The organism is Halolamina pelagica (assembly GCF_900115675.1).
Lineage (GTDB): Archaea > Halobacteriota > Halobacteria > Halobacteriales > Haloferacaceae > Halolamina > Halolamina pelagica.
This window is the reverse complement of record NZ_FOXI01000001.1, coordinates 45,284-63,558: the sequence shown is the minus strand read 5'-3', so window position 1 is coordinate 63,558 and position 18,275 is coordinate 45,284. Positions and strand designations below refer to the sequence as shown.

General features: G+C 67.5%; 24 protein-coding genes. 14 read left to right on the top strand and 10 right to left on the bottom strand.

Features of this window, described 5'->3' with window-relative positions; all coding sequences use genetic code 11:
- Positions 1-6: 6 nt before the first annotated feature.
- Together BMZ83_RS00330 and BMZ83_RS00325 are read left to right on the top strand one after the other, a co-directional pair.
- Positions 7-195, top strand: coding sequence for a methytransferase partner Trm112 (locus BMZ83_RS00330; RefSeq protein ID WP_074874462.1), 189 nt, complete (start codon positions 7-9; stop codon positions 193-195).
- A 38-nt stretch (positions 196-233) separates the two neighbouring features.
- The gene (locus BMZ83_RS00325; RefSeq protein WP_074874460.1) at positions 234-578 is read left to right on the top strand and encodes a BsuPI-related putative proteinase inhibitor; all 345 of its coding nucleotides are present in this window, start codon (positions 234-236) and stop codon (positions 576-578) included.
- Positions 579-599: 21 nt separating this feature from the next.
- Here BMZ83_RS00325 and BMZ83_RS00320 read toward each other — a convergent pair whose 3' ends face one another.
- Positions 600-1,538, bottom strand: a complete 939-nt coding sequence (locus tag BMZ83_RS00320; protein WP_074874458.1) for an NAD-dependent epimerase/dehydratase family protein — start codon at positions 1,536-1,538, stop codon at positions 600-602.
- Between the two features lie 107 nt (positions 1,539-1,645).
- On the opposite strand from BMZ83_RS00320, the gene BMZ83_RS00315 reads away from it, so the two are divergent.
- The 5 genes from BMZ83_RS00315 (at position 1,646) to BMZ83_RS00295 (ending at position 4,836) form a co-directional block, all read left to right on the top strand.
- Positions 1,646-2,227 (top strand): tRNA (cytidine(56)-2'-O)-methyltransferase, encoded by a 582-nt coding sequence (locus BMZ83_RS00315; protein WP_074874457.1) that lies wholly within the window; start codon positions 1,646-1,648, stop codon positions 2,225-2,227.
- A 102-nt stretch (positions 2,228-2,329) separates the two neighbouring features.
- A complete protein-coding gene (tfe, locus tag BMZ83_RS00310; protein ID WP_074874455.1) occupies positions 2,330-2,851 on the top strand; it encodes a transcription factor E in 522 nt (173 codons plus the stop codon).
- Positions 2,851-3,543, top strand: a complete 693-nt coding sequence (locus BMZ83_RS00305) for a DUF2110 family protein (protein ID WP_074874454.1) — start codon at positions 2,851-2,853, stop codon at positions 3,541-3,543. Before tfe ends, BMZ83_RS00305 begins: the two co-directional genes overlap by 1 nt.
- A gap of 2 nt (positions 3,544-3,545) precedes the next feature.
- Positions 3,546-4,328 carry a DUF5803 family protein gene (locus tag BMZ83_RS00300; RefSeq protein WP_074874452.1) on the top strand — a complete coding sequence of 261 codons (783 nt, stop codon included), beginning with the start codon at positions 3,546-3,548 and terminating at the stop codon, positions 4,326-4,328.
- 64 nt (positions 4,329-4,392) lie between these two features.
- Positions 4,393-4,836, top strand: a complete 444-nt coding sequence (locus BMZ83_RS00295; protein ID WP_074874450.1) for a DUF5796 family protein — start codon at positions 4,393-4,395, stop codon at positions 4,834-4,836.
- Positions 4,837-4,860: 24 nt separating this feature from the next.
- On the opposite strand, the gene BMZ83_RS17315 is transcribed toward BMZ83_RS00295, so the two are convergent.
- Positions 4,861-4,995 carry a DUF7128 family protein gene (locus BMZ83_RS17315; protein ID WP_255458100.1) on the bottom strand — a complete coding sequence of 45 codons (135 nt, stop codon included), beginning with the start codon at positions 4,993-4,995 and terminating at the stop codon, positions 4,861-4,863.
- Positions 4,996-5,166: 171 nt separating this feature from the next.
- Between BMZ83_RS17315 and hisF the strand changes: the two genes are divergently transcribed.
- Positions 5,167-5,982: an imidazole glycerol phosphate synthase subunit HisF gene (gene hisF / locus BMZ83_RS00290; protein WP_074874448.1), complete on the top strand. Its 816-nt coding sequence runs from the start codon at positions 5,167-5,169 to the stop codon at positions 5,980-5,982.
- A gap of 81 nt (positions 5,983-6,063) precedes the next feature.
- Here the strand turns inward: hisF and BMZ83_RS00285 are convergent, their stop codons facing one another.
- Positions 6,064-6,351: a DNA-directed RNA polymerase subunit L gene (locus BMZ83_RS00285; protein WP_074874446.1), complete on the bottom strand. Its 288-nt coding sequence runs from the start codon at positions 6,349-6,351 to the stop codon at positions 6,064-6,066.
- 135 nt (positions 6,352-6,486) lie between these two features.
- On the opposite strand from BMZ83_RS00285, the gene BMZ83_RS00280 reads away from it, so the two are divergent.
- The 4 genes from BMZ83_RS00280 (at position 6,487) to BMZ83_RS00265 (ending at position 9,401) form a co-directional block, all read left to right on the top strand.
- Positions 6,487-7,266, top strand: coding sequence for a GHMP family kinase ATP-binding protein (locus BMZ83_RS00280; RefSeq protein ID WP_074874444.1), 780 nt, complete (start codon positions 6,487-6,489; stop codon positions 7,264-7,266).
- A gap of 60 nt (positions 7,267-7,326) precedes the next feature.
- Positions 7,327-8,211 carry a shikimate kinase gene (locus BMZ83_RS00275; RefSeq protein WP_074874442.1) on the top strand — a complete coding sequence of 295 codons (885 nt, stop codon included), beginning with the start codon at positions 7,327-7,329 and terminating at the stop codon, positions 8,209-8,211.
- On the top strand, positions 8,208-8,498 hold the full coding sequence (locus BMZ83_RS00270) for a chorismate mutase (protein ID WP_074874440.1): 291 nt from the start codon (positions 8,208-8,210) through the stop codon (positions 8,496-8,498). Before BMZ83_RS00275 ends, BMZ83_RS00270 begins: the two co-directional genes overlap by 4 nt.
- Before the next feature lie 93 nt (positions 8,499-8,591).
- The gene (locus BMZ83_RS00265; RefSeq protein WP_074874438.1) at positions 8,592-9,401 is read left to right on the top strand and encodes a formate/nitrite transporter family protein; all 810 of its coding nucleotides are present in this window, start codon (positions 8,592-8,594) and stop codon (positions 9,399-9,401) included.
- Between the two features lie 486 nt (positions 9,402-9,887).
- On the opposite strand, the gene BMZ83_RS00260 is transcribed toward BMZ83_RS00265, so the two are convergent.
- The 5 genes from BMZ83_RS00260 to BMZ83_RS00240 form a co-directional block, all read right to left on the bottom strand.
- A complete protein-coding gene (locus BMZ83_RS00260; RefSeq protein WP_074874436.1) occupies positions 9,888-11,234 on the bottom strand; it encodes an APC family permease in 1,347 nt (448 codons plus the stop codon).
- A gap of 37 nt (positions 11,235-11,271) precedes the next feature.
- Positions 11,272-11,529: a bacteriophage holin gene (locus tag BMZ83_RS00255; RefSeq protein ID WP_074874435.1), complete on the bottom strand. Its 258-nt coding sequence runs from the start codon at positions 11,527-11,529 to the stop codon at positions 11,272-11,274.
- Positions 11,530-11,616: 87 nt separating this feature from the next.
- A complete protein-coding gene (locus BMZ83_RS00250; RefSeq protein WP_074874432.1) occupies positions 11,617-12,681 on the bottom strand; it encodes a hemolysin family protein in 1,065 nt (354 codons plus the stop codon).
- A gap of 205 nt (positions 12,682-12,886) precedes the next feature.
- Positions 12,887-13,210, bottom strand: a complete 324-nt coding sequence (locus tag BMZ83_RS00245; protein WP_074874430.1) for a DsrE family protein — start codon at positions 13,208-13,210, stop codon at positions 12,887-12,889.
- A 126-nt stretch (positions 13,211-13,336) separates the two neighbouring features.
- Positions 13,337-13,852: a DUF5815 family protein gene (locus tag BMZ83_RS00240; RefSeq protein WP_074874426.1), complete on the bottom strand. Its 516-nt coding sequence runs from the start codon at positions 13,850-13,852 to the stop codon at positions 13,337-13,339.
- Positions 13,853-14,004: 152 nt separating this feature from the next.
- Here BMZ83_RS00240 and BMZ83_RS00235 point away from each other — a divergent pair, with 152 nt between their 5' ends.
- Both BMZ83_RS00235 and BMZ83_RS00230 read left to right on the top strand, forming a co-directional pair.
- A complete protein-coding gene (locus BMZ83_RS00235) occupies positions 14,005-15,636 on the top strand; it encodes a DUF255 domain-containing protein (RefSeq protein ID WP_074874424.1) in 1,632 nt (543 codons plus the stop codon).
- Between the two features lie 78 nt (positions 15,637-15,714).
- The gene (locus tag BMZ83_RS00230; RefSeq protein ID WP_074874422.1) at positions 15,715-16,521 is read left to right on the top strand and encodes a TrmB family transcriptional regulator; all 807 of its coding nucleotides are present in this window, start codon (positions 15,715-15,717) and stop codon (positions 16,519-16,521) included.
- Here the strand turns inward: BMZ83_RS00230 and mptA are convergent.
- The gene (mptA, locus tag BMZ83_RS00225) at positions 16,518-17,441 is read right to left on the bottom strand and encodes a GTP cyclohydrolase MptA (protein WP_074874420.1); all 924 of its coding nucleotides are present in this window, start codon (positions 17,439-17,441) and stop codon (positions 16,518-16,520) included. The two genes, BMZ83_RS00230 and mptA, sit on opposite strands and share 4 nt — an antisense overlap.
- A 234-nt stretch (positions 17,442-17,675) precedes the next feature.
- On the bottom strand, positions 17,676-18,095 hold the full coding sequence (locus tag BMZ83_RS00220; RefSeq protein WP_074874418.1) for a DUF7124 domain-containing protein: 420 nt from the start codon (positions 18,093-18,095) through the stop codon (positions 17,676-17,678).
- Positions 18,096-18,275 lie beyond the last annotated feature (180 nt).

The following is an 18,275-nucleotide window of genomic DNA, read 5'->3' as shown; positions in this document are numbered from 1 at the left end:
GGGCGTATGAAGGAGTCGCTGATGGAGATCGTCTGCTGCCCGATGGACAAACACGACCTCGAGCTCGACGCCGACGAGCGCGACGACGGCGAGATCATCTCGGGGACGCTGACCTGCACCGACTGCGGCGAGTCCTACCCCATCGAGGACGGGATCCCGAACCTGCTGCCGCCGGACATGCGCGACGGGGCGTAGGCGGGAAGCTTTTGCTGCGCGTCCACGAACCTGCAGACGTGCTCGAAACCTCCCTCGAGAGTCGGCAACGCGGGGACGCGCTTGCGTTCGAACTCACCGTGGAGAACACCGACGACGGGCCCGTCGAGCTATCGTTCGCGGACGCACAGCGGGTCCGCGTCTCGGTGTACCCCGCCGGCGCCGACGACGAGGCGGCGCCCGTCTGGCAGTCGGACGCCGACCGGATGTTCGCCCAGGTGACGGGCTCGGAGACGGTGCCCGCGGGCGGCAGCCGGACGTTCGACGCCGCGTGGGAGGACCCCGATCCGGGCGAGTACTTCGTCGTCGCCGAACTGACGTGTCGTGACCGCGAGCTCAGCGCCGAGGAGACGGTGCTGGTCTGACCGCGTTCGTCGCCGTCCCGGCTAGCTGAGTTCGTCGTAGAGCTGTTCGGTCGCCCGCCGGACCGCCGCGTCGCTGTCCGCGGGCACGTCGTGACCCAGTCCCGCGAGCTTGCTCGTGTCGAGTCGCATCTTCGGCACGTCGCCGGTCCAGCCCCGGTCGCCGCCCGTGAACTCGTACTCGGGGTCGAGTCCCATCACGTCGGCGACGATGTCGGCGATGTCGACGACGGAGGTGGTCGTCTCCGAGCCGAGGTTGTAGACGTTGTAGTCGTCCCCGGCGTTCTCCACGACGTCCCGGATCGCGGCCGCGCAGTCGGCGACGTGGAGGTAGGACTTCTCCTGTCGGCCGTCGCCGAGGATGGTGAGCGTCTCCGGGTCGGCCTGAAGCTTCTGGATGAAGTCCGGGATCACGTTGCCGCGCTGGCGCGGGCCGACGATGTTCGCGAACCGGAACACCCACGACTGGATGCCGTAGGAGTTGGCGAACGTCGACACCACACCCTCGTCGGAGAGCTTCGAGGCGCCGTAGATGCTGATCGGTTCGAGGGGCCCGTAGTCCTCCGGCGTCGGTCGGGGGGCCTCGCCGTACACCGTCGAGGAGGAGGTGAAAGCGAGTGCGTCACAGCCGACCTCGCGCATCCGTTCGAGGACGTTGTACGTCATCTCGGTGTTCTCCTCGAACACGCGGCGCTCCTCGGCGGGGTCGTCGACGCGCACGTCGGTGTGGGCCGCGAAGTGGAACACCACGTCCGTCCCCCCGTCGATGACCCGCGCCACGTCGTCGGGGTCGAGCACGTCGGCGCGTTCGAACTCGACGCCGTCGGGGATCGCCTCGCGGTCGCCCTTCGAGAGATCGTCGACGGCCAACACGTCGTTCTCGTCGGCCAGTACGCCCGCGAGGTGGGAGCCGACGAGTCCTGCGCCGCCCGTCACGACCACGTTCTTGCCGCTGAGGTCCATGTCGGCGCGTGTTCGGGTTCGGGGAAGTGCGTTCCGGTCACCGCCGGCGGCGCCGTCGCCGGTCGGGAACCGAAAGCGCCACCCTTCCGCCCCCAGTTCGCCGGAGTATGCAAGACACCCCGGAGTGCTGCGTGTTACGGTTCGGCCACCGGCCAGGCCGGGACGACCGCATGACGACCCACGTCGGGCTCACCGCCCGCGCGCTGGGTGCCGACCGCGTGGTCTTCCCGGACAACGCCGGCCAGTCCGCGGAGACGGTGCGGGACATCACCGCGCGCTTCGGCGGCCCCTTCGAGGTCGAACTCGACGGGGAGCAGCGCGCGACCATCCGGAACTGGGAGGGGACGGTCGTCCACCTCACGATGTACGGCGAGGAGGTCCAGACCGTTCAGGAGGAGATCCGCGAGGTCCACGCCGAGGAGCCGATCCTGATCGTCGTCGGCGGCGAGAAGGTACCGTTCGAGGTGTACGAGCACGCGGACTGGAACGTCGGCGTCACCAACCAGCCCCACTCCGAGGTCGCCGGGCTCGCCGTCTTCCTCGACCGCCTGTTCGACGGCGACGAACTCGACCGCGAGTGGGCGGGCGGCGAGCAGCGCGTGCTCCCGATGGAGACGGGCAAGCGCGTGGTGGACCCGGACGACGTGAACGCGGACGGGACCGTCGACGACGCCATCGACGACGGGTAACGCCGGAACCGAGCGGAGTCCGATCGTCGAGCCCCCGAAACGGCGCGAACGGGCACCTGGAACCCACAACGTTGAAGCGGGTGCCCCTTTTACGTCACCGCAATGGCTTTTGAGGAACTCTTGGAGGACCCGGTGATTCAGAAGTACCTCCACGACCTGGTCGGTCCGACGGGGATGCCCGTCGCCGCCGCCCCGCCGGACGGCGAAGTGACCGACGAGGAACTGGCCGAGGAACTCGGCCTCGAACTCAACGACGTTCGCCGCGCGCTGTTCATCCTCTACGAGAACGACCTGGCGGCCTACCGCCGGGTCCGCGACGAGGACTCGGGGTGGCTCACCTACCTCTGGACGTTCCACTACGAGAACATCCCGGATAACCTCGAGGAGGAGATGCACCGCCTCGCGGACGCCCTGGAGCAGCGACTGCAGTACGAGAGCGAACACCAGTTCTACCTGTGTGAGAACTGCTCGCTGCGCTTCGAGTTCGAGGAGGCGATGGAGTTCGGCTTCGAGTGCCCCGAGTGTGGCACCCAGCTCGAGGCGATGGAGAACACCCGCATGGTCGAGGCCATGGAGTGGCGCCTGGACCAGCTCCGCGACGAACTCAACCTCGAGGCCGCCTGATGGTCGTCCTCGCAACCAAGTGCTACGTCGAGGGCGACGCCCGCGAGCGTGCGCTCGACAGCCTCGACTCGCTGGTCGCCAACGACCTCGCCGACCTCGACGTGGAGTGGACGATCGGCGTGCTGGACGACGAGTTCGTCTCGGTCACCGTCGAGGGCAACGACGAGACGGCCGCCCGGAACCTCCTCCGGGAGCGCTGGGGCGAGATCACCGACCACTTCGAGGACGGCGAGACCTACGTCGGCACCCTTCGCTACTGGGACGACGGGGGCTGGACCCTCGACGCCGGGAAGCCGATCGAGATCGACCGGGACGAGCTCGGCCTCGGGCCGGGCGACGCCTCGCAGATCCGGGATCGCTTCGGCGTCGTCCAGCACACCCCGCTGCGGTTCGTCTACGACGCCGACGGCGACCACCGGCTCGCCGACGGGAGCCGGGACATGCTGTACGACTGGACCCGCAGCGACGACGACGGCGCCGATTCGGGCGGCCGGCTCAACGTCAACTCCGCGACCCGCGGCGAGGTGCGCGCGACGCTCAACCGCGCGGGCCACGCCCGGGACGTGATCACCGTCGAGCGACTCGGCCTGCTCGAACAGAGCGTCGTCTGCGCCGAGGGTACCGACCCGCCGGGGCTGCTCGCCAGCGTCGGCGAGTACCTCCCGGCCGAACTGAAAGCCGTCGTGCCGTAAGGATGAACCGTCGACACCTCGCGCTGCTGGCGCTGGTCGGGATACTGGCGCTCAGCGGCTGCCTCGGCGGCGGCCCCACCAGCGCCGACCGGCTCGACGAGCCGCCCGCACAGCCCTACGACTGGGACGCCGAGGGCGACGTGCACGTCACCGTCACCGACAACGTCACCTACCGCGCGGTGTACGACGTGTCGGCGGTCAACGACAGCATCGAGCTCTCCCGGCCCGGCTTCCTCGGCACCGACGAGCCGCTCACGGTCAGTTCGCTGCGGTATCGCTACCCCAACGGGACCGTCGTCAACGGCTCGGCGTTCGGCGACCACGGCGGCGACGTGCGGACCCGGAACAACCAGCTGGTGATCGAACCGCCGGGCGAGGACGGCCGACTCGCCTACTCCGGCGAGAGCACACCCAAGCAGTTCACCCACCCCGTCGCCGTCGAGGGCGGGAACTACACCGTCGTCCTCCCCGAGAACCGCGAGGCGTCGGTGCCGCTGTTCGGGCGCATCGTCCCGGCACCGGACGCGAAGACGGTCGTCGACGGCCACCTCACGATCGAGTGGGCCGAGATCACCAGGAACTCGCTCTCGGTGCGGTTCTACCTCCCGCGTGACGTGCAGCTGTTCGCCGGGCTCCTGGCGGGCCTGGTGGGCGTCGCCATCGCCGGCGTCGGCTACTACCGCCGGAAGATCGGCGAGCTCCGGGAGCGCCGCGAGGAGATGGGCCTGAACGTCGACATCGACCAGGACGACGACGACGAGGGGCCGCCGCCGGGGATGGGCTGAGTCCGGCCCGTCGCTCCCGACCGCGGGACGCGGCGCTTTTGCGCCCGCGGACGCTACGGCGAGTATGTCCAACCGGAACGACGTAGCTCCCGGCACCGTCGGCGTCGACCTCCGCGATGAGGGCGTGGTCGTCGAGTACGACGACGGCCGCGACACGCTCTACCGGGGCGTCCCCAGTGCCGAGACGGGGTCGGTCCGGACCGGCCCGGGGAAGGAGTGTCACCTGCTCGTGACCGATCCCACCGAGAGCGAGGGGGTGATGCTCTACATCAACGACCTGAAGACCGAAGACGAGATCCTCGAGGACACCGGCGTCGGCCGGGTGATGCTCGATGCCGGCGAGGAGGAGGAGGTGTTCCCGGGCGTGGTCGCCCGGCACGTCGAGGGCCGGCGCATCGAGGTCGAAGCCGACCCGGAGGAGGCCCGCGGCCGCGTGTTCGTCTTCGTCGAGGACGACTGGGGGGAGCAGAGCTTCGAGATCGTGAGCGCGGCGCCGGAGAGCGAGTAGCGGGACGGGCCCGTCGGCGCCGGCCTACTGCAGGTAATCCGGTTCGTCGCCGGCGCAGTTCTCCTCGTGCTGGATCGCGTCGCTCTCGTCGTCGAACAGCAGGCCGCAGTTCTCACACTGGTACCACGTCATCCCGTCGCGTTCCGTGGCGTCGACCATGTCCGGACGTGGGGTCGGATACCGTAAATCGCTTCCGGCGAGTGTCACGTCCGTGCCCGCGGCCCGTGCGCGTCGTCGTCCGCGCGGTCGCTCCTTCCGTAACGTGCAAATGGGTGGCCCGCCGAGCGAGCGTATGCGCGGAGCGCCCACCGATTCCGCCCAGCCCACACAATGACGCTCACCAAACGGGTCATCCCCTGCATCGACGTGGACGTGGACGAGGACGGCGAACCGGCGGTGTACACCGGCGTCAACTTCGAGGATCTGGAGTACACCGGCGATCCGGTGGAGATGGCCAAGCGCTACAACGAGGCCGGCGCCGACGAGTTCGTCTTCCTCGACATCACCGCCAGCGCGGAGGGACGGGAGACGATGCTCGACACCGTCTCGGCGGTCGCCGACGAGGTGTTCATCCCGCTGACCGTCGGCGGCGGCATCCGCACCACCGACGACATCAAGGAGACGCTGCGCGCCGGCGCGGACAAGGTCAGCATCAACTCCGGCGCCATCGAGAACCCCGACCTGATCGACCGCGGCGCCGAAGCCTTCGGCTCGCAGTGCATCGTCATCTCGCTCGACGCCCGCCGGCGCTACGACGAACAGGGCGAACACTACGAACGCATCGACGGCGAGTCCTGCTGGTTCGAGTGCACCGTCAAGGGGGGTCGCGAGGGGACCGGTATCGACGCCGTCGAGTGGTCGGAGGAAGCCGAGTCCCGCGGCGCCGGCGAACTGTTCGTCAACTCGATCGACAAGGACGGCACGAAGGACGGCTACGACATCCCGCTGACCTCCGCGGTGTGTGACGCCGTCTCGACGCCGGTGATCGCCTCCTCGGGCTGTGGCTCGCCCGCGGACATGTACGAGGTGTTCACCGAGGCCGACGCCGACGCGGGGCTGGCGGCCTCGATCTTCCACTACGAGGAGTACACGATCCGGGAGGTCAAACAGTACCTCGCCGAGCGCGGGATCCCGATCCGGATCTGACGGGAGCCGCGTCGCTCGCCGATCGGCGGTCCGTGAGGAAACGGGTTTCGAGCCCGTCGAACGCCGGGAGAGAGAACGGGGTTAGGCGGACGCCGCTTTGAACGCGCTGCGGAGCTCGTCGGTCTTCCGGCTCACGTCGCCGGCCGCGTCCTCGAGCACGTCGAGCGGGTCGGCGCCGCCCTCGGTCGTGATCGAGAGGATCGGTTCGGTCTGGCCCCCCGACTGCTCGGGGTTCACGTCGTAGGTCGCGGCGGCCACGTCGTCGTTCTCCAGCAGCGTCCCCTTCAGGACGTTCATGAACGTGTGCCCCTCGCCGGCGACCTCGATGCGGAGTTCCTCCTCGGTTTTCTCGATGACCCGCAGTTCCATGTCTTCGGCTTGTCGGGGTCCGCGTTTGAGTGTTTCGGGACCGGGACGCGGTCGCTCGGCGATCGAGTCCCGAACGCCGGGGGTCGACGCCGCGGAACCACACGACTCAACTACGGCGCTGCCCTCCCCCGAGCCATGGACGCGTTTGCCCCGGCCAGCGTGACGGCGGTGTTCGCGCCCGATCACGTCGACGCCGGCTCCCGCGGCGCCAGCGTGGCGCTCGAGGACGGCGTGACAGTCTCGATCGAGGAAGCGGCGGGGACCACGGTCGCCGTCGACGGCGACCCGGCCGACTTCGAGCCGGTGAGTCGCGTGCTGGACCGACTCGGCGTCGCGGCCAGCGTCGACGTGCGGCCGCAGGTGCCGCTCGGCGCGGGCTTCGGCGCCAGCGGCGCCGCGACGCTCGCGACGGCGCTCGCCGCGAACGAACGGTTCGAACTCGGGCACGCCCGCGAACGACTCGTCGAGCACAGCCACGAGGCCGAAGTCGCCGCCGGGACCGGGCTGGGAGACGTGTTCGTCCAGGACGCCGGCGGGCTGGTGTACAACGTCGGCGACGGCCGGGAGCGCGTCGACACCGACGAACCCGTCGGGTACGCCGGCTACGGCGAGCTCTCGACCGCCGACGCGCTCGCGGACGAGGAACTGATGGATCGGGTCCGCGAGGAGGGCGGGGCCGTGCTCGATTCACTGCCCGAGCGGCCGACAGTGCGGGCGGTGATCGAGCGCTCGTGGCCGTTCGCGCGGGCGCTCGACCTCCCGACCGAGCGCGTCGTCGAGACCGTCGGGCGCGTCGAGGACGCGGGTGGGGCCGCGACGATGGCGATGCTCGGCGAGACGGTGGTCGCCGTCGACTGCGACGGCGTCCTCCCCAACCGGACGCGAGTGTCGGCGACGGGCGCGCGGCTGCTGTAGATCGCCGCCCGAACCGCCGGGACCACCACCTTCAAGCCCCGGACCCGACCCAGTAGGGGCATGGACGGCCACGCCGCGGCCCCCGGCGCGGGGACGGTGCTCAACGCGCTCGCCACCGGTCGGGGGTCGGCGTTCGCACTCGACTTCGAGACCGACGCGCACGTCGAGCTCGACGGCTCGGGCGAGATCGTCGGCGAGATCGGCGGCCAGCCCGACGCCGACACCGAACTGATCGAGCACTGTGTGTCCCGCACCGTCGAGCGGTGGGGCGACGACCCGGCGGCCGCCGAGCTGCCTGATCCGGACGCCGTCGGTGGCACGGTCCGGACCGAGAGCGAGGTGCCGACCGCCGCGGGGCTGAAGAGTTCCTCCGCGGCGGCGAACGCGACGGTGCTGGCGACCGTCGACGCGCTCGGCCTCGCGGGCATCGTCGACCACGAGGACGCCTGTCGAGTCGGCGTGCAGGCTGCCCGCGAGGCGGGCGTCACCGTCACCGGCGCGTTCGACGACGCCAGCGCGTCGATGCTGGGCGGACTCACCGTCACCGACAACACCGAGGACGAACTGCTCGTCCGCGAGGAGGTCGACTGGGACGCGCTCGTCTGGACGCCGCCGGAGCGGGCCTACTCGGCCGACGCCGACGCGGAACGCTGTGAACTGGTGGCGCCGATGGCCCGCCTCGTGGCGGAACTCGCGCTCGACGGCGCGTACGGTCGCGCGATGACCGTCAACGGCCTCGCGTTCTCGGCGGCGCTCGGCTTCTCGACCGACCCGGCCGTCGAAGCGATGCCCCACGCCGCGGGCGTCTCGCTCTCCGGGACGGGACCGAGCGTCGTGGCCGTCGGCGACCGCGACGGGTTGGAGCGCGTCGAGGAGCGGTGGGCCGAGCGACCGGGCGAGACGCTGCGGACGGCGACGCGACCGACTGGAGGCCGATACCTATGACCGACCGGACACCCGACGACATGACCCTGGAGGAACTGCGCGAGGAGATCCAGCAGATCGACCGCGAGCTGGTCGAACTCATCGCCCAACGCACCTACGTCGCCGACACCATCGCCGACGTGAAGGAGGAACAGGGGCTGCCGACGACCGACGAGGACCAGGAACAGGCGGTGATGGACCGCGCCGGCGAGAACGCCGAGCGCTTCGACGTGGACTCGAACCTCGTGAAGGCGATCTTCCGGTTGCTGATCGAACTGAACAAGGTCGAACAACGCGAGTCTCGCTAGCTGTTAGCACGCTACTTTTTGAGCCTCTTCTCGTAGTGGTTCGCATGCATCGTCTCGGTAGCCTTGGGACTCCCGAGAAGGGGGAGGTTTGACGTGGGCGACTCAGATTCGGAGGTGGAAATCGCAGGAGAGCAAGCCACGGCACCGGAGATACTCGGATCTGTAATCGAATCCGCCCAGCACGAGATGGAGCGCGGAACTGCTGGGCTGTTACTTTCAGGGTTTTCAGCGGGTCTCGATATCGGTTTCGGGCCGCTGCTGATGGCAGTGGTGCTCACGGTCAGCGAAAGCGGGTACGGTGATCTCGGGACGGAACTACTGCTGGCGAGTGCCTACTCCGTCGGGTTCATCTTCGTCATCATCGCACGCTCGGAACTGTTCACCGAACACACGACGCTCGCAGTGATGCCAGTCCTTGACAAGCGGGAGTCGCTCGGGAATCTAGGGCGCCTCTGGGGACTGATTTGGCTCAGTAACGTGCTGGGGGGCGCCGTGTTCGTCGTGTTCGTCGTCACGTTGCTGCCGGATCTCGGGGTCGCGAACGCGGAGGCGTTCGTCACCATCGCCGGAAAGATGATTTCTCACGGGCCCAGATGGCTGTTCGTTGCAGGCATCCTCGCGGGGTGGCTCATGGGTCTGTTAGCGTGGCTGATTACCGCCGCGAAAGAGACCACAAGTCGCCTGCTCATCATCTGGCTCGTCACCGCCTCGATCGGTCTCCTCCACCTCCCGCACTCGATCGCCGGCAACGTCGAGGTGCTGTTCGGGGTGTTTATTTCTACCGAGATAACGGTACTCGACTACGTCACGTTCCTCGGGTTCGCGACTGTCGGGAACGTGGTTGGTGGGGGCGTCTTTGTGAGCCTACTGAAGTACGGGCACGTCGTTCGTGGTGGGGGCTGAACGTGTCGAAAGTCATCCCCACAGATCGTTCGAACCGCGGGTATGGTGGACTTCGTCCATCTGACCAGGGTGGAGCAAAGAGAGTAGATAGCCAAAAGTGGACGAGTTACTCTTCCTTCCGAACAGGAGAGATCGACGAGAGGGAGAACGGTTCCCCGGTCGGTGTTCGATAAATCCGGTTCGATCAACGATCGGCCGACGGTACATCAGCGTACAGGGGCCCGATACCGTTCCTCGTCGATCCCGACTGAAGTAGCAAAACAGCGTGATCATCGAAGCGGAGAGTACAGTCGTTCGTGAGGGAGAGACGAGCGATGGTCACGGGCAGCGCGCTGAATACGGGGAACGAGTTCAACAGTGCGTAATCGGTGGACGAGAGCCCCAACGGTGGCGACATGTTCGACGATCGGCAGCACAGGCTTACTGGATGGGGGGTACGTCGTGCTGAACCTCCGCCTCAGCCGCACTGGGTGGATCTGAGACCGATCACCCCTCGCTCGGGGGCTCAGTGTCAAACGGATGTCGCTCTATATAGAGGAACTCGAGCAGCAGGAGGGAGCTGAAAATGCCGACGATCCAGAGCAGTATTTCGATATCAGTCCGATAGAGATGATAGAGGACGATCGGTATCGCGGCCACGGTACCGACCAGGCCGAGGACGGGAACGAGGCGGTTCGATCCCGTTTCGTCGGCGAGTCGGAGGTTGACGAAGTTCGTCACGGCATCCGCGATCAGGAAGGCGACAGAGCCGAACTCGGTGATCTGCTTGAGCGTCCCGAGTGCGGCGAACGCCGCAGTCAACCCCCCCATCAGCAGCAGGGCATAGACGGGGATCCCCTCCCGGTTACGGAAGGAGAATAACCGGGGAATGGCACCTTCCGTTGCGATCTCGTGGACGAGCCGGGAGGTGCCAAAGAGCGTTGCGTTGATCCCCGAAGACGTGCTTTTCATCGCCGAGAGGATCACGAGCACGAACCCGACGGCGCCCAGGAGTGGAATGTTCGAGACGGCGGCTGCGAGTGCCGTCTCCTCGTGGGCCATGAGTTGTTCGGGGGACAGCTGGAGCGTAGCCATGAACGACACCGAGACGTAGATCAGGATGGCGATCGCGATCGAGATGTACATCCCGACCGGGAGGGTCTGTTCGACGTTTTCGATGTCGTCGTAGTCGTAGACCAGCAGCTGAAAGCCTTCGTACGAGACGAAAATGATTGCAAAGGCCGTGATGGGACTGAGATGTCCTCTATTGAAGAAGTCAACCGAGACGGGATCACCCCCGTAGAAGGCGATCCCGAGCGTGGCGAGCGAGAGCAGGATGACGATCTTGACATAGACCGCGATGTCCTCGAACAGGCCGGTCTCGTGAACCCCGGAGAGATTCAGCCCGACGAAGGCCCCGACCATGAGAACCGATATGATCGGCCGAAGCAACTGTGGCAGTTCGTTTCCGACGATAGCCTGTACAGCAGTGAGCGTGTACGCACCGAAGGCGAACGCGTACATCGCCATCACGCCGACGTACCCGACGACGAGCACCCAGCCAACGAAGCCTGCGATATGCACGTTGTCCGTCGCGTGTTCGACGAACGTGAACGCCCCACCGTGTTCCTCGTAGTGCAACGTGAGTTTGAGATACGAGTACGCGGTGAGGAGCGTGATGACGCCCGCGATGAGATACGAGAGCGGGACGGCGTTGCCCGCTTGGCTCATCGCGACACCCAGCACGGCATAGATCCCCCCCGAGACCATGCCCCCGACGCCCATCGCGACGACCTCCACGAGACCGAGCTTCTCCGAACGGTTTCGCCGTAGTAGGGAGCGAAGCGAAGCCATAGGATGTCCTGGTCAGTCGTTCGGTCTACTCCTCGGATTACCGGAACAGGTTATACAGCCATGCGAGGAGGGACGCCCCCACGAACCCCTCCGCGAACGCCCAGACAGCACCGACCAGCAATCCTTGATTCGTCGGGTCATACCCCAGATACACGTCGGAGAGGAGGTCCCGCCACTCATCACCCCACCCCCGACGCGCGGTCAACCCGAGCACGACGACGGCTCCGGCCCAGAGCGAACCCACTGCTTTCCCGAGTGCGTGCCCATCGACTCGACGGCTACTCGGAGCGCCCATACGTTCCGGTCCGTCAGCCTTCCACTTAATCAGTTGGCCGCGTTCCCACCGTCCGAAAACGGGGGAGTTGGACTACGAAGCATCGAGTCACTCCCGTAGTTCGAGATCCAGGGGATCCTCGATTTCCCCCATCACCGCTTCCAGAGCATCCGTCGCGGTGATCAACCCGACGATGTCCCCCTCGGTTTCCTCGGACACGAGAGCGAGTTCCTGATGTTCGTCCTGGAACCGATCGACCGCTTCGCTGATGTACGTGTCCTTGGGGATGGTCATCGGGGCTGCGGCGACGTCTTCAAACGTCACGTCGCCACGTCGCAACTCGTCTATCTTGTCGACGACCGCTGCGACATAGACGATGCCGCGAAAGTCCTCCGGGTCCTCCCCGATCACTGGAAACCGCGTGTGGGGGCTATTACCGATCCGTTCGAGGTTGGTCTCGACGGACGCGGTCGTCGAGAGGAAGACGATGCTCTCCCGGTCGGTCATGACCTCGCTCACGGGCCGCTCACCCACCGTGAAGGCGTTGATGATCTCCGATCTCCGTTCCTCGGCTATCCCCCCCTTTTCGAGCGTGGAACCGAGCCGATGGCGGAGGTCGGCCCGGGATTCGACACGGTCGCCCTCGGTTTCAAGCCACGCGCCGGTCATCTCGATGCCGAAGAGTCGGAGCGTCCACTTGGCGACGCCGTCCCCGATCCAGATGACCGGGTAGAGGGCCTTGGCAAACCAATAGAGTGGTGTTGCACCGTAACGAGCGACGAACTTCGTTCGTTCGACGCCGAGATACGTCGGGGTCTGTTCCCCGTGAGTCAGGTGAAGGAGGTTAATGATGAGGAATCCGAGAATGCCACCGGCACCGATCGACGCGAGCACCGTGTTCTCGAAAAACGGGGCGATCAGTGTCGCCAATGCTGGTTCCGCCACGATGCCGACGGCGATGCTCGTCGCGGAGATCCCGACCTGACAGCTCGTGAGATAGATCTCGAGGTCGTCGGTCATTGCCCATGCCCGCCGTAGTCCCGGCGTATCGAACTCCGATTCCGAGTACTGTCGGACGCGGGTGAGTGCGAACTCGATCGCGACGAAAAACCCGTTCGCCAGGATGAGCAAGAGGCCCGCAGACAGGCGGAGCGCTAGTTCAAGCCCGTTCATGGGTCATCGCTTCATTTCGAAGTTCCAAGACTTTTCGCGTTCGAACGGCGGCGGCCCATCTTTGCATAAACGTGGACGAAGAACTCGTGGTACCTGTCGAAGTCTGCTCACTCGAGTGATGTAGCCCGTGGCCCACCGTTTTCGGTGACTCCCTCGGTTCGGTTGCGTACCGTTCGGACGTCCTCATCAGCGGCACCGGCGTCGGTCACCCGATCGTGAGCAGTTCGTCGGCGTCCTCGACGACTCGTAAGCAGTCCGCCATCGTCGACCGCGGTCGGAGGTCGTCCGGTTCGATGTCCCGCGAGTCCAGGCAGGTGCCACACGCCAACAGCGTTCCGCCGTCGTTCGTGTACTTGCGCATCACCCCGTGGGGGTTGAACTTCTCGTGGTCGAGGTCGGGCGCGTCGACGCCGTCCCCGAGGAGGAACGTCTCCACCGAGTGGCCCGCGTCGAGCGCCGTGTTCGCCAGTCGAAACGCGTTCCAAACCCGTTCCGGATCGTTCGTCTCCAGGATCAGTCCGAGCTGCATGGTCGGGAGGAGGCAGAGCGAGCGCAAAGCGGTTGTGGCGATTCCCGCGGAGTAAGAAAGCCCGGCTGCGGACCGTGAGTATCCATCGCGGGGGCAGCATCGCCCGTGGGGCAGTACCGCGATCAGTTAGACGTACGGTTCCGGATCGAGGTCACGCTCGTCGCGGTACTGGTCGACGAACTCGGTCACGTCGAACTCCAGCATCTGCTCCTCGAACTCGGTCAGCGCGCGGTCGCTCTCGGCGTGGGAGACGGCGTGCTCCATCATCTCGACGACCAGTTCCACGATCACCTCGTGGAGCCGCCGGGCGTCGAAGTCGGTGATCCACACCATCGCGAAGCCCACGTCGCCCTCGTCCGTCGCGTCGGCGACGGCGATCCGTTCGGGGAACTCCTCCATCACCATTCCCATCAGGTGGGGGGTCCCGAAGTCCGGCATCTCCTCGCTGGTCGTCTCGACCACGTCGTCGAGGGTCTCCACCAGGAACTCCGGGAAGAACCGTGTCGGGGGGTGCATGTCCATCACGACGCCGTGGGAGTCCCCGCAGTCACAGTCGAGTTCGCGCATCCCGAGGTCGAGCGACGTGAGCGCGACCGTCTGGCCACACGGGAGCTCCAGCCGCCCGACGCCTGCGTTCGACATGGTCGAGGGAGGGGGCTGGCGGGCTAAAAGGCCGCCGTTCGCGGGTCGCTCCGCCCACCGGTCGACGTACCGAGGCTGCTTGCCTCCGCTCCTTCGGGTTCCCCGGTCCCGCCTCCGACACGCTTTACCCCGGAACACCCCCACCCTAAGCCATGCAAGAGGAGACCCGCGTCGAGTGGCGTCAGTGGGGCCAGGACGCCTTCGACGAGGCCCGCGAGCGCGCCGTTCCCGTACTGCTCTCGCTCTCGACGACGTGGTGTGTGGACTGCCACGAGATGGACGCCACCACCTACGCCGACCCCAACATCGCGGCCAACGTCAACGACCGGTTCGTCCCGATCCGCGTCGACGCCGACCGCCACCCGCGGGTGCGCGAGCGCTACGCCGCCGGCGGCTTCCCCTCCACCGTGTTCCTCACCCCGGACGGCGAGGTGCTCTCGACGGCCACCGCGCTCGCGCCGGACGGGATGCGCCAGGTGCTGGATCGCGTCGCCGAGAACTACGCCGAGAAGGGCGACGACGCCGGCCGCGTCCCGCGCGCGCTCTCGGGCGACCTCCCGCCCGCGGGCGAGGTCGACGCCGCGATCGAGGAGCAGCTGGCCGGCCAGCTCGGCGAGAAGTTCGACGAGCGGTTCGCCGGGTGGGGGCAGAACGCGAAGTTCCCCCTGGCCCGCACCGTCGAGTTCGCGCTCAAACGCGAGCGCGACCAAGCGCTCCGCAGCCTCGACGCCGTCCGGGATCACCTCCACGACGAGGTCGCCGGCGGCTTCTTCCGCTACGCTGGCCGCCAGGACTGGGGCGACATCCACCACGCGAAACTGCTGGACACGAACGCGACCCTGCTCCGGGCGTTCGCTCACGCCTACGTCTACACCGGCGAGGAGGTCTACCGGGAACCCGCAGCGTCGACCGTCGAGTTCCTCACCGACGACCTCTGGGCCGGCGTCGCGGTCGGCGGCAGTCAGGGGCCTGGCGAGGGCGCGGAGTACTGGCGGAAGGACGCCGCGGAACGGGCGAACGACCGCTCGCCCCGGACCGACCTCACGGCCTACGCCGGCGGCAACGCGCTCGCGGCCGACGCGCTGCTCACCTACCACGGCTACACCGACGACGAGCGGGCCCGCGAGTACGCCGACCGCGTGCTCGACTACCTCGAGCGCGACCTGCTCGAACACGGGTCCGTGGTCCACTTCCGGGAGCGCGGACGGACCGGCCCGCGTGACGTACTCTCCGACATCGCCGCCGTCGTCGGCGCGTTCACCCGCGCCGAGCAGGTCCTCGGCTACGGCGCCGACGTGGCCAGCACGGTCGCCGACCACGCGATCGAGACGCTCCACGCGGACGGCTCGTTCCGCGACGGGCCCATCGAGGGCCCCGGACTTCTCGACCGCCCGCTGCGGCCGCTGGACGGCAACGCCGCGATGGCGAACGCGCTGGTCGACCTCGCGACGCTGACCGGCGAGGAGTCGTACCGCGAGATCGCCCGCGAGACCGTCGGCGCCTTCGCCGGCGCCTCCCACCGCGTCGGCGTGCAGGTCGCGGAGTACGGAACGGCGGCGAGCCGACTCGTCCACGATCCACTGACCGTCGCCGTCGCCGACGACCCCGGGAGCGACCTCCACCGCGCTGCGCTCCGGGTCGCGGACCACGAGAAGGTGGTCGTCCCCGACGCCGACGAGTCGATCGCGCCGGATCTCGACCGTGGGACCGCACGCGTCGTCGGCGTCGACGGGACCGCGAGCGACCCCGAGGCGCTGATGGAGCGCGTCGCCCAGCGGGAGTAGTTAAGAAAACTCGACGAAACAGTCTTCACGAGTAAACGTCCGGTGAGTTTTTGAGGTACCGGCGTGTGAGAGGTGGTCATGGCAAGCTTGCGTGATCTCGGGCTCTCGGAGTACGAAGCCCGGGCCTACCGGGCGCTGCTGGACGACTCTCCCAGTACGGCGAAGGAGCTCTCGAAGTCCAGTGACGTCCCCATGGGCCGGGTGTACGACGTGCTGAAGGATCTGGAACGGCGGGGGCTGGCACGGAGTCAGGCCGCGAGCCGGCCCAAGAAGTACGTCGCCGTCGAGCCCGAGGCCGCGCTGGACCGCCTGCTGGAGGCCAAACGCGACGAGTTATCGGAGCAGGAGTCCCAGTACGAGGCCGCCGTCGACGAACTGGAGGGCGACCTCGAGGCCGGCGTCCCCACCGAGGAGGGGTTCTGGACCGCCGTCGTCGGCCCCGAGGAGAGCGCCGATCTCCTGCTGGAGCGTCTCGACACCGCCAGCGAGCACGTGATCACCGTCGCGGGCGGCCCGACCCCGCAGTTCGACGTGGGCGAGTACGGCGACGAGGTGGCGGCGGCGCTCCAGCGCGCGCTCGAACGGGGCGCCGAGGTCGACGTGCTGCTCGGCCCGGAGCTGATCGAGACGCTGCCGAACACGGTGTTGAAACGCTACGAGAAGGAACTGGCCGACCACCCGGCCTTCGAGGTGCGCACGACCGAGCAGGTCAGCGGCTCGTTCCACCTGATCGACGGCGTGGAGGCGTGCATCGAGATCCCCAACCCGCTGACGCCGCGTGACCCGTTCGCGATGCTCGACCTGAAGGATCGGGCGTTCACCGCCGACGTTCGGGAGACGTTCGACCCGCGGTGGGACGACGCGGAGCCGTTGACGACGGATTAGGCCGCGAGCTCCTCGCGGAGCCGCGCCATCGCGACCTCGCGCTCGGCGACGGCGTCGTGCTGGTGGATCGACTCGTCGTTCTCCTGCTTCACGTGGATGACCGCCTCGTCGTCGAGGTCGGGGTAGGCGTCGACGACCCCCTCGGCCAGCGAGCGCACGCAGTCCTCGACGAACTTCGCGTTCGCGTGAGCCGCGTAGGTCATGTGGTCCTCGTCCGGGCGCTTGGCCATGTTGTAGATCCGGGCGCTCATGCTGTCCCGCGCGATCTCGATCAGCTCCATCAGGTCGACCTCGGGCTCGGTGTCCTGGGTGACCGTCAGCGTCGCGTGGCCGCGCTGGGAGTGGCCGGGCTGGGGCACCTCGTCGAGGAACGCCTCGGCGGTCTCGTCGTCGACGCCCAGCTCCGCGAGCGTGTCTCGGGCACGGGACTCGGACATCCCCTGCGAGCAGGGACAGACCGTCATCCCCGTGACGCGGCAGCCGATCTCCTCCTCGATCCCCTCCTCGGTGGCGGTCGCGGAGGCGATGATGTCGACGGTGCTCTGGGTGGGCCGGCCGCTTGCGGGCGTCTCCTCCTTGAGCATCCACTCCGCCTCCATCTGCACTTCGGCGGTGGTGGTGTACTCGTGTTTGGCCAGCAGGCGCTCGGCCGCCTCGCCACAGAGCGCCTCGACGCGGTCGGTCTCCCCGTCGACGGCGTCCTCGAGCACCTCGTCGATGACCTCCATGTTCCGGCTCATGTCGATCCCCTTGCGACGGCTGGGGAGGTCGACGTAGACGGAGAACTCCGCGGTCAGCACGTACGGTCGGTCGTCGCCCTCGAGTTCGACGAGCTTCTCGACTCCGGTGACGCCGACCTGACTCAGCCCCACGGTCACGTCGGGCTCGTCGGCCTGCACGTCCGGAAGCTGGTGACTCATTACCAGCACTCTGTCCCCCGGGGCGATTAGTGTTGTTGAAAGCGGCACGCGCGCGGCGCACGCGCGTGTAAGGAGTGCCGCGAGCGGTCGTTAGCTACGACCAAGCCACGGCAAGTCTCCCAGACGCCGACCGTCGTCGGCGTCGGTCGAGAGCCGTGATTGGCTACGGCACAGCCACGGCACAGGCTCGTGGGAGCGACACGGAGGTCGCTCCAGTTCGTGAGCCGTGGCTGGCTATGGCCAGTCGTCGCGCTGCTCGCCTTCCTCGAAGTGGTCGGTCTCGTCCCCCTCCTCGGCCCGCTCCCACCCCGCCGCCTCGGCGGCGTCGTCGAGCGGGAGGTACTCCCAGCCGGTCGCCTCCGCCTGCTCGCGGTGCGCCTCGTCGGTACCGACGAACACGTGGCGCTCGGTGTCGAACTGGCGTTTCACGTTCTCCAGGCTCTCCTCGACGCCGCGGGGGCCCGAGAAGAAGTCCTGTCGGATGCGCTCCTTTCGCGTGAAGTTGGTGACGACGTAGGTGGGTTTGTCGCTCACCACGCCGACGTAGCTCGTCCACCCGCGGGCGTCGTTGAACACCGCGTTGGGGTCGACGAGCGACTTCAGCGCGTCCAGTTCGAACGCGAGCGTCATGTCGGAGGAGCCGCCGGAGTCCATACCCGCACTGGGGGCGGTCTCCGCAAAACGACTTCGGTGTCGTCAGCGCGCGAGTTGGCAGGCAGTCGTTCGCCGGAGAAGTCGTCGCCGTGACGGAAGGAATAGCGTTGCGACGCGATCACGGCAAAGGCTCCGACGGGCGACACGGAGGTCGCTCGCGGTCGCGATCCGCGATCGGTG

Bases quoted from the DNA above. Each gene is read 5' to 3' on its own strand.
- BMZ83_RS00320 (WP_074874458.1), bottom strand. From the start codon at position 1,538: ATGGACCTCAGCGGCAAGAACGTGGTCGTGACGGGCGGCGCAGGACTC.
- BMZ83_RS00235 (WP_074874424.1), top strand. From the start codon at position 14,005: ATGCAAGAGGAGACCCGCGTCGAGTGGCGTCAGTGGGGCCAGGACGCC.
- BMZ83_RS00245 (WP_074874430.1), bottom strand. From the start codon at position 13,210: ATGCAGCTCGGACTGATCCTGGAGACGAACGATCCGGAACGGGTTTGG.
- BMZ83_RS00330 (WP_074874462.1), top strand. From the start codon at position 7: ATGAAGGAGTCGCTGATGGAGATCGTCTGCTGCCCGATGGACAAACAC.
- BMZ83_RS00315 (WP_074874457.1), top strand. From the start codon at position 1,646: ATGCAAGACACCCCGGAGTGCTGCGTGTTACGGTTCGGCCACCGGCCA.
- BMZ83_RS00270 (WP_074874440.1), top strand. From the start codon at position 8,208: ATGACCGACCGGACACCCGACGACATGACCCTGGAGGAACTGCGCGAG.
- BMZ83_RS00260 (WP_074874436.1), bottom strand. From the start codon at position 11,234: ATGGCTTCGCTTCGCTCCCTACTACGGCGAAACCGTTCGGAGAAGCTC.
- BMZ83_RS00240 (WP_074874426.1), bottom strand. From the start codon at position 13,852: ATGTCGAACGCAGGCGTCGGGCGGCTGGAGCTCCCGTGTGGCCAGACG.
- BMZ83_RS00250 (WP_074874432.1), bottom strand. From the start codon at position 12,681: ATGAACGGGCTTGAACTAGCGCTCCGCCTGTCTGCGGGCCTCTTGCTC.
- mptA (WP_074874420.1), bottom strand. From the start codon at position 17,441: ATGAGTCACCAGCTTCCGGACGTGCAGGCCGACGAGCCCGACGTGACC.
- hisF (WP_074874448.1), top strand. From the start codon at position 5,167: ATGACGCTCACCAAACGGGTCATCCCCTGCATCGACGTGGACGTGGAC.
- BMZ83_RS17315 (WP_255458100.1), bottom strand. From the start codon at position 4,995: ATGGTCGACGCCACGGAACGCGACGGGATGACGTGGTACCAGTGTGAG.
- BMZ83_RS00275 (WP_074874442.1), top strand. From the start codon at position 7,327: ATGGACGGCCACGCCGCGGCCCCCGGCGCGGGGACGGTGCTCAACGCG.
- BMZ83_RS00220 (WP_074874418.1), bottom strand. From the start codon at position 18,095: ATGGACTCCGGCGGCTCCTCCGACATGACGCTCGCGTTCGAACTGGAC.
- BMZ83_RS00295 (WP_074874450.1), top strand. From the start codon at position 4,393: ATGTCCAACCGGAACGACGTAGCTCCCGGCACCGTCGGCGTCGACCTC.
- BMZ83_RS00285 (WP_074874446.1), bottom strand. From the start codon at position 6,351: ATGGAACTGCGGGTCATCGAGAAAACCGAGGAGGAACTCCGCATCGAG.
- BMZ83_RS00280 (WP_074874444.1), top strand. From the start codon at position 6,487: ATGGACGCGTTTGCCCCGGCCAGCGTGACGGCGGTGTTCGCGCCCGAT.
- BMZ83_RS00230 (WP_074874422.1), top strand. From the start codon at position 15,715: ATGGCAAGCTTGCGTGATCTCGGGCTCTCGGAGTACGAAGCCCGGGCC.
- BMZ83_RS00300 (WP_074874452.1), top strand. From the start codon at position 3,546: ATGAACCGTCGACACCTCGCGCTGCTGGCGCTGGTCGGGATACTGGCG.
- tfe (WP_074874455.1), top strand. From the start codon at position 2,330: ATGGCTTTTGAGGAACTCTTGGAGGACCCGGTGATTCAGAAGTACCTC.
- BMZ83_RS00305 (WP_074874454.1), top strand. From the start codon at position 2,851: ATGGTCGTCCTCGCAACCAAGTGCTACGTCGAGGGCGACGCCCGCGAG.
- BMZ83_RS00255 (WP_074874435.1), bottom strand. From the start codon at position 11,529: ATGGGCGCTCCGAGTAGCCGTCGAGTCGATGGGCACGCACTCGGGAAA.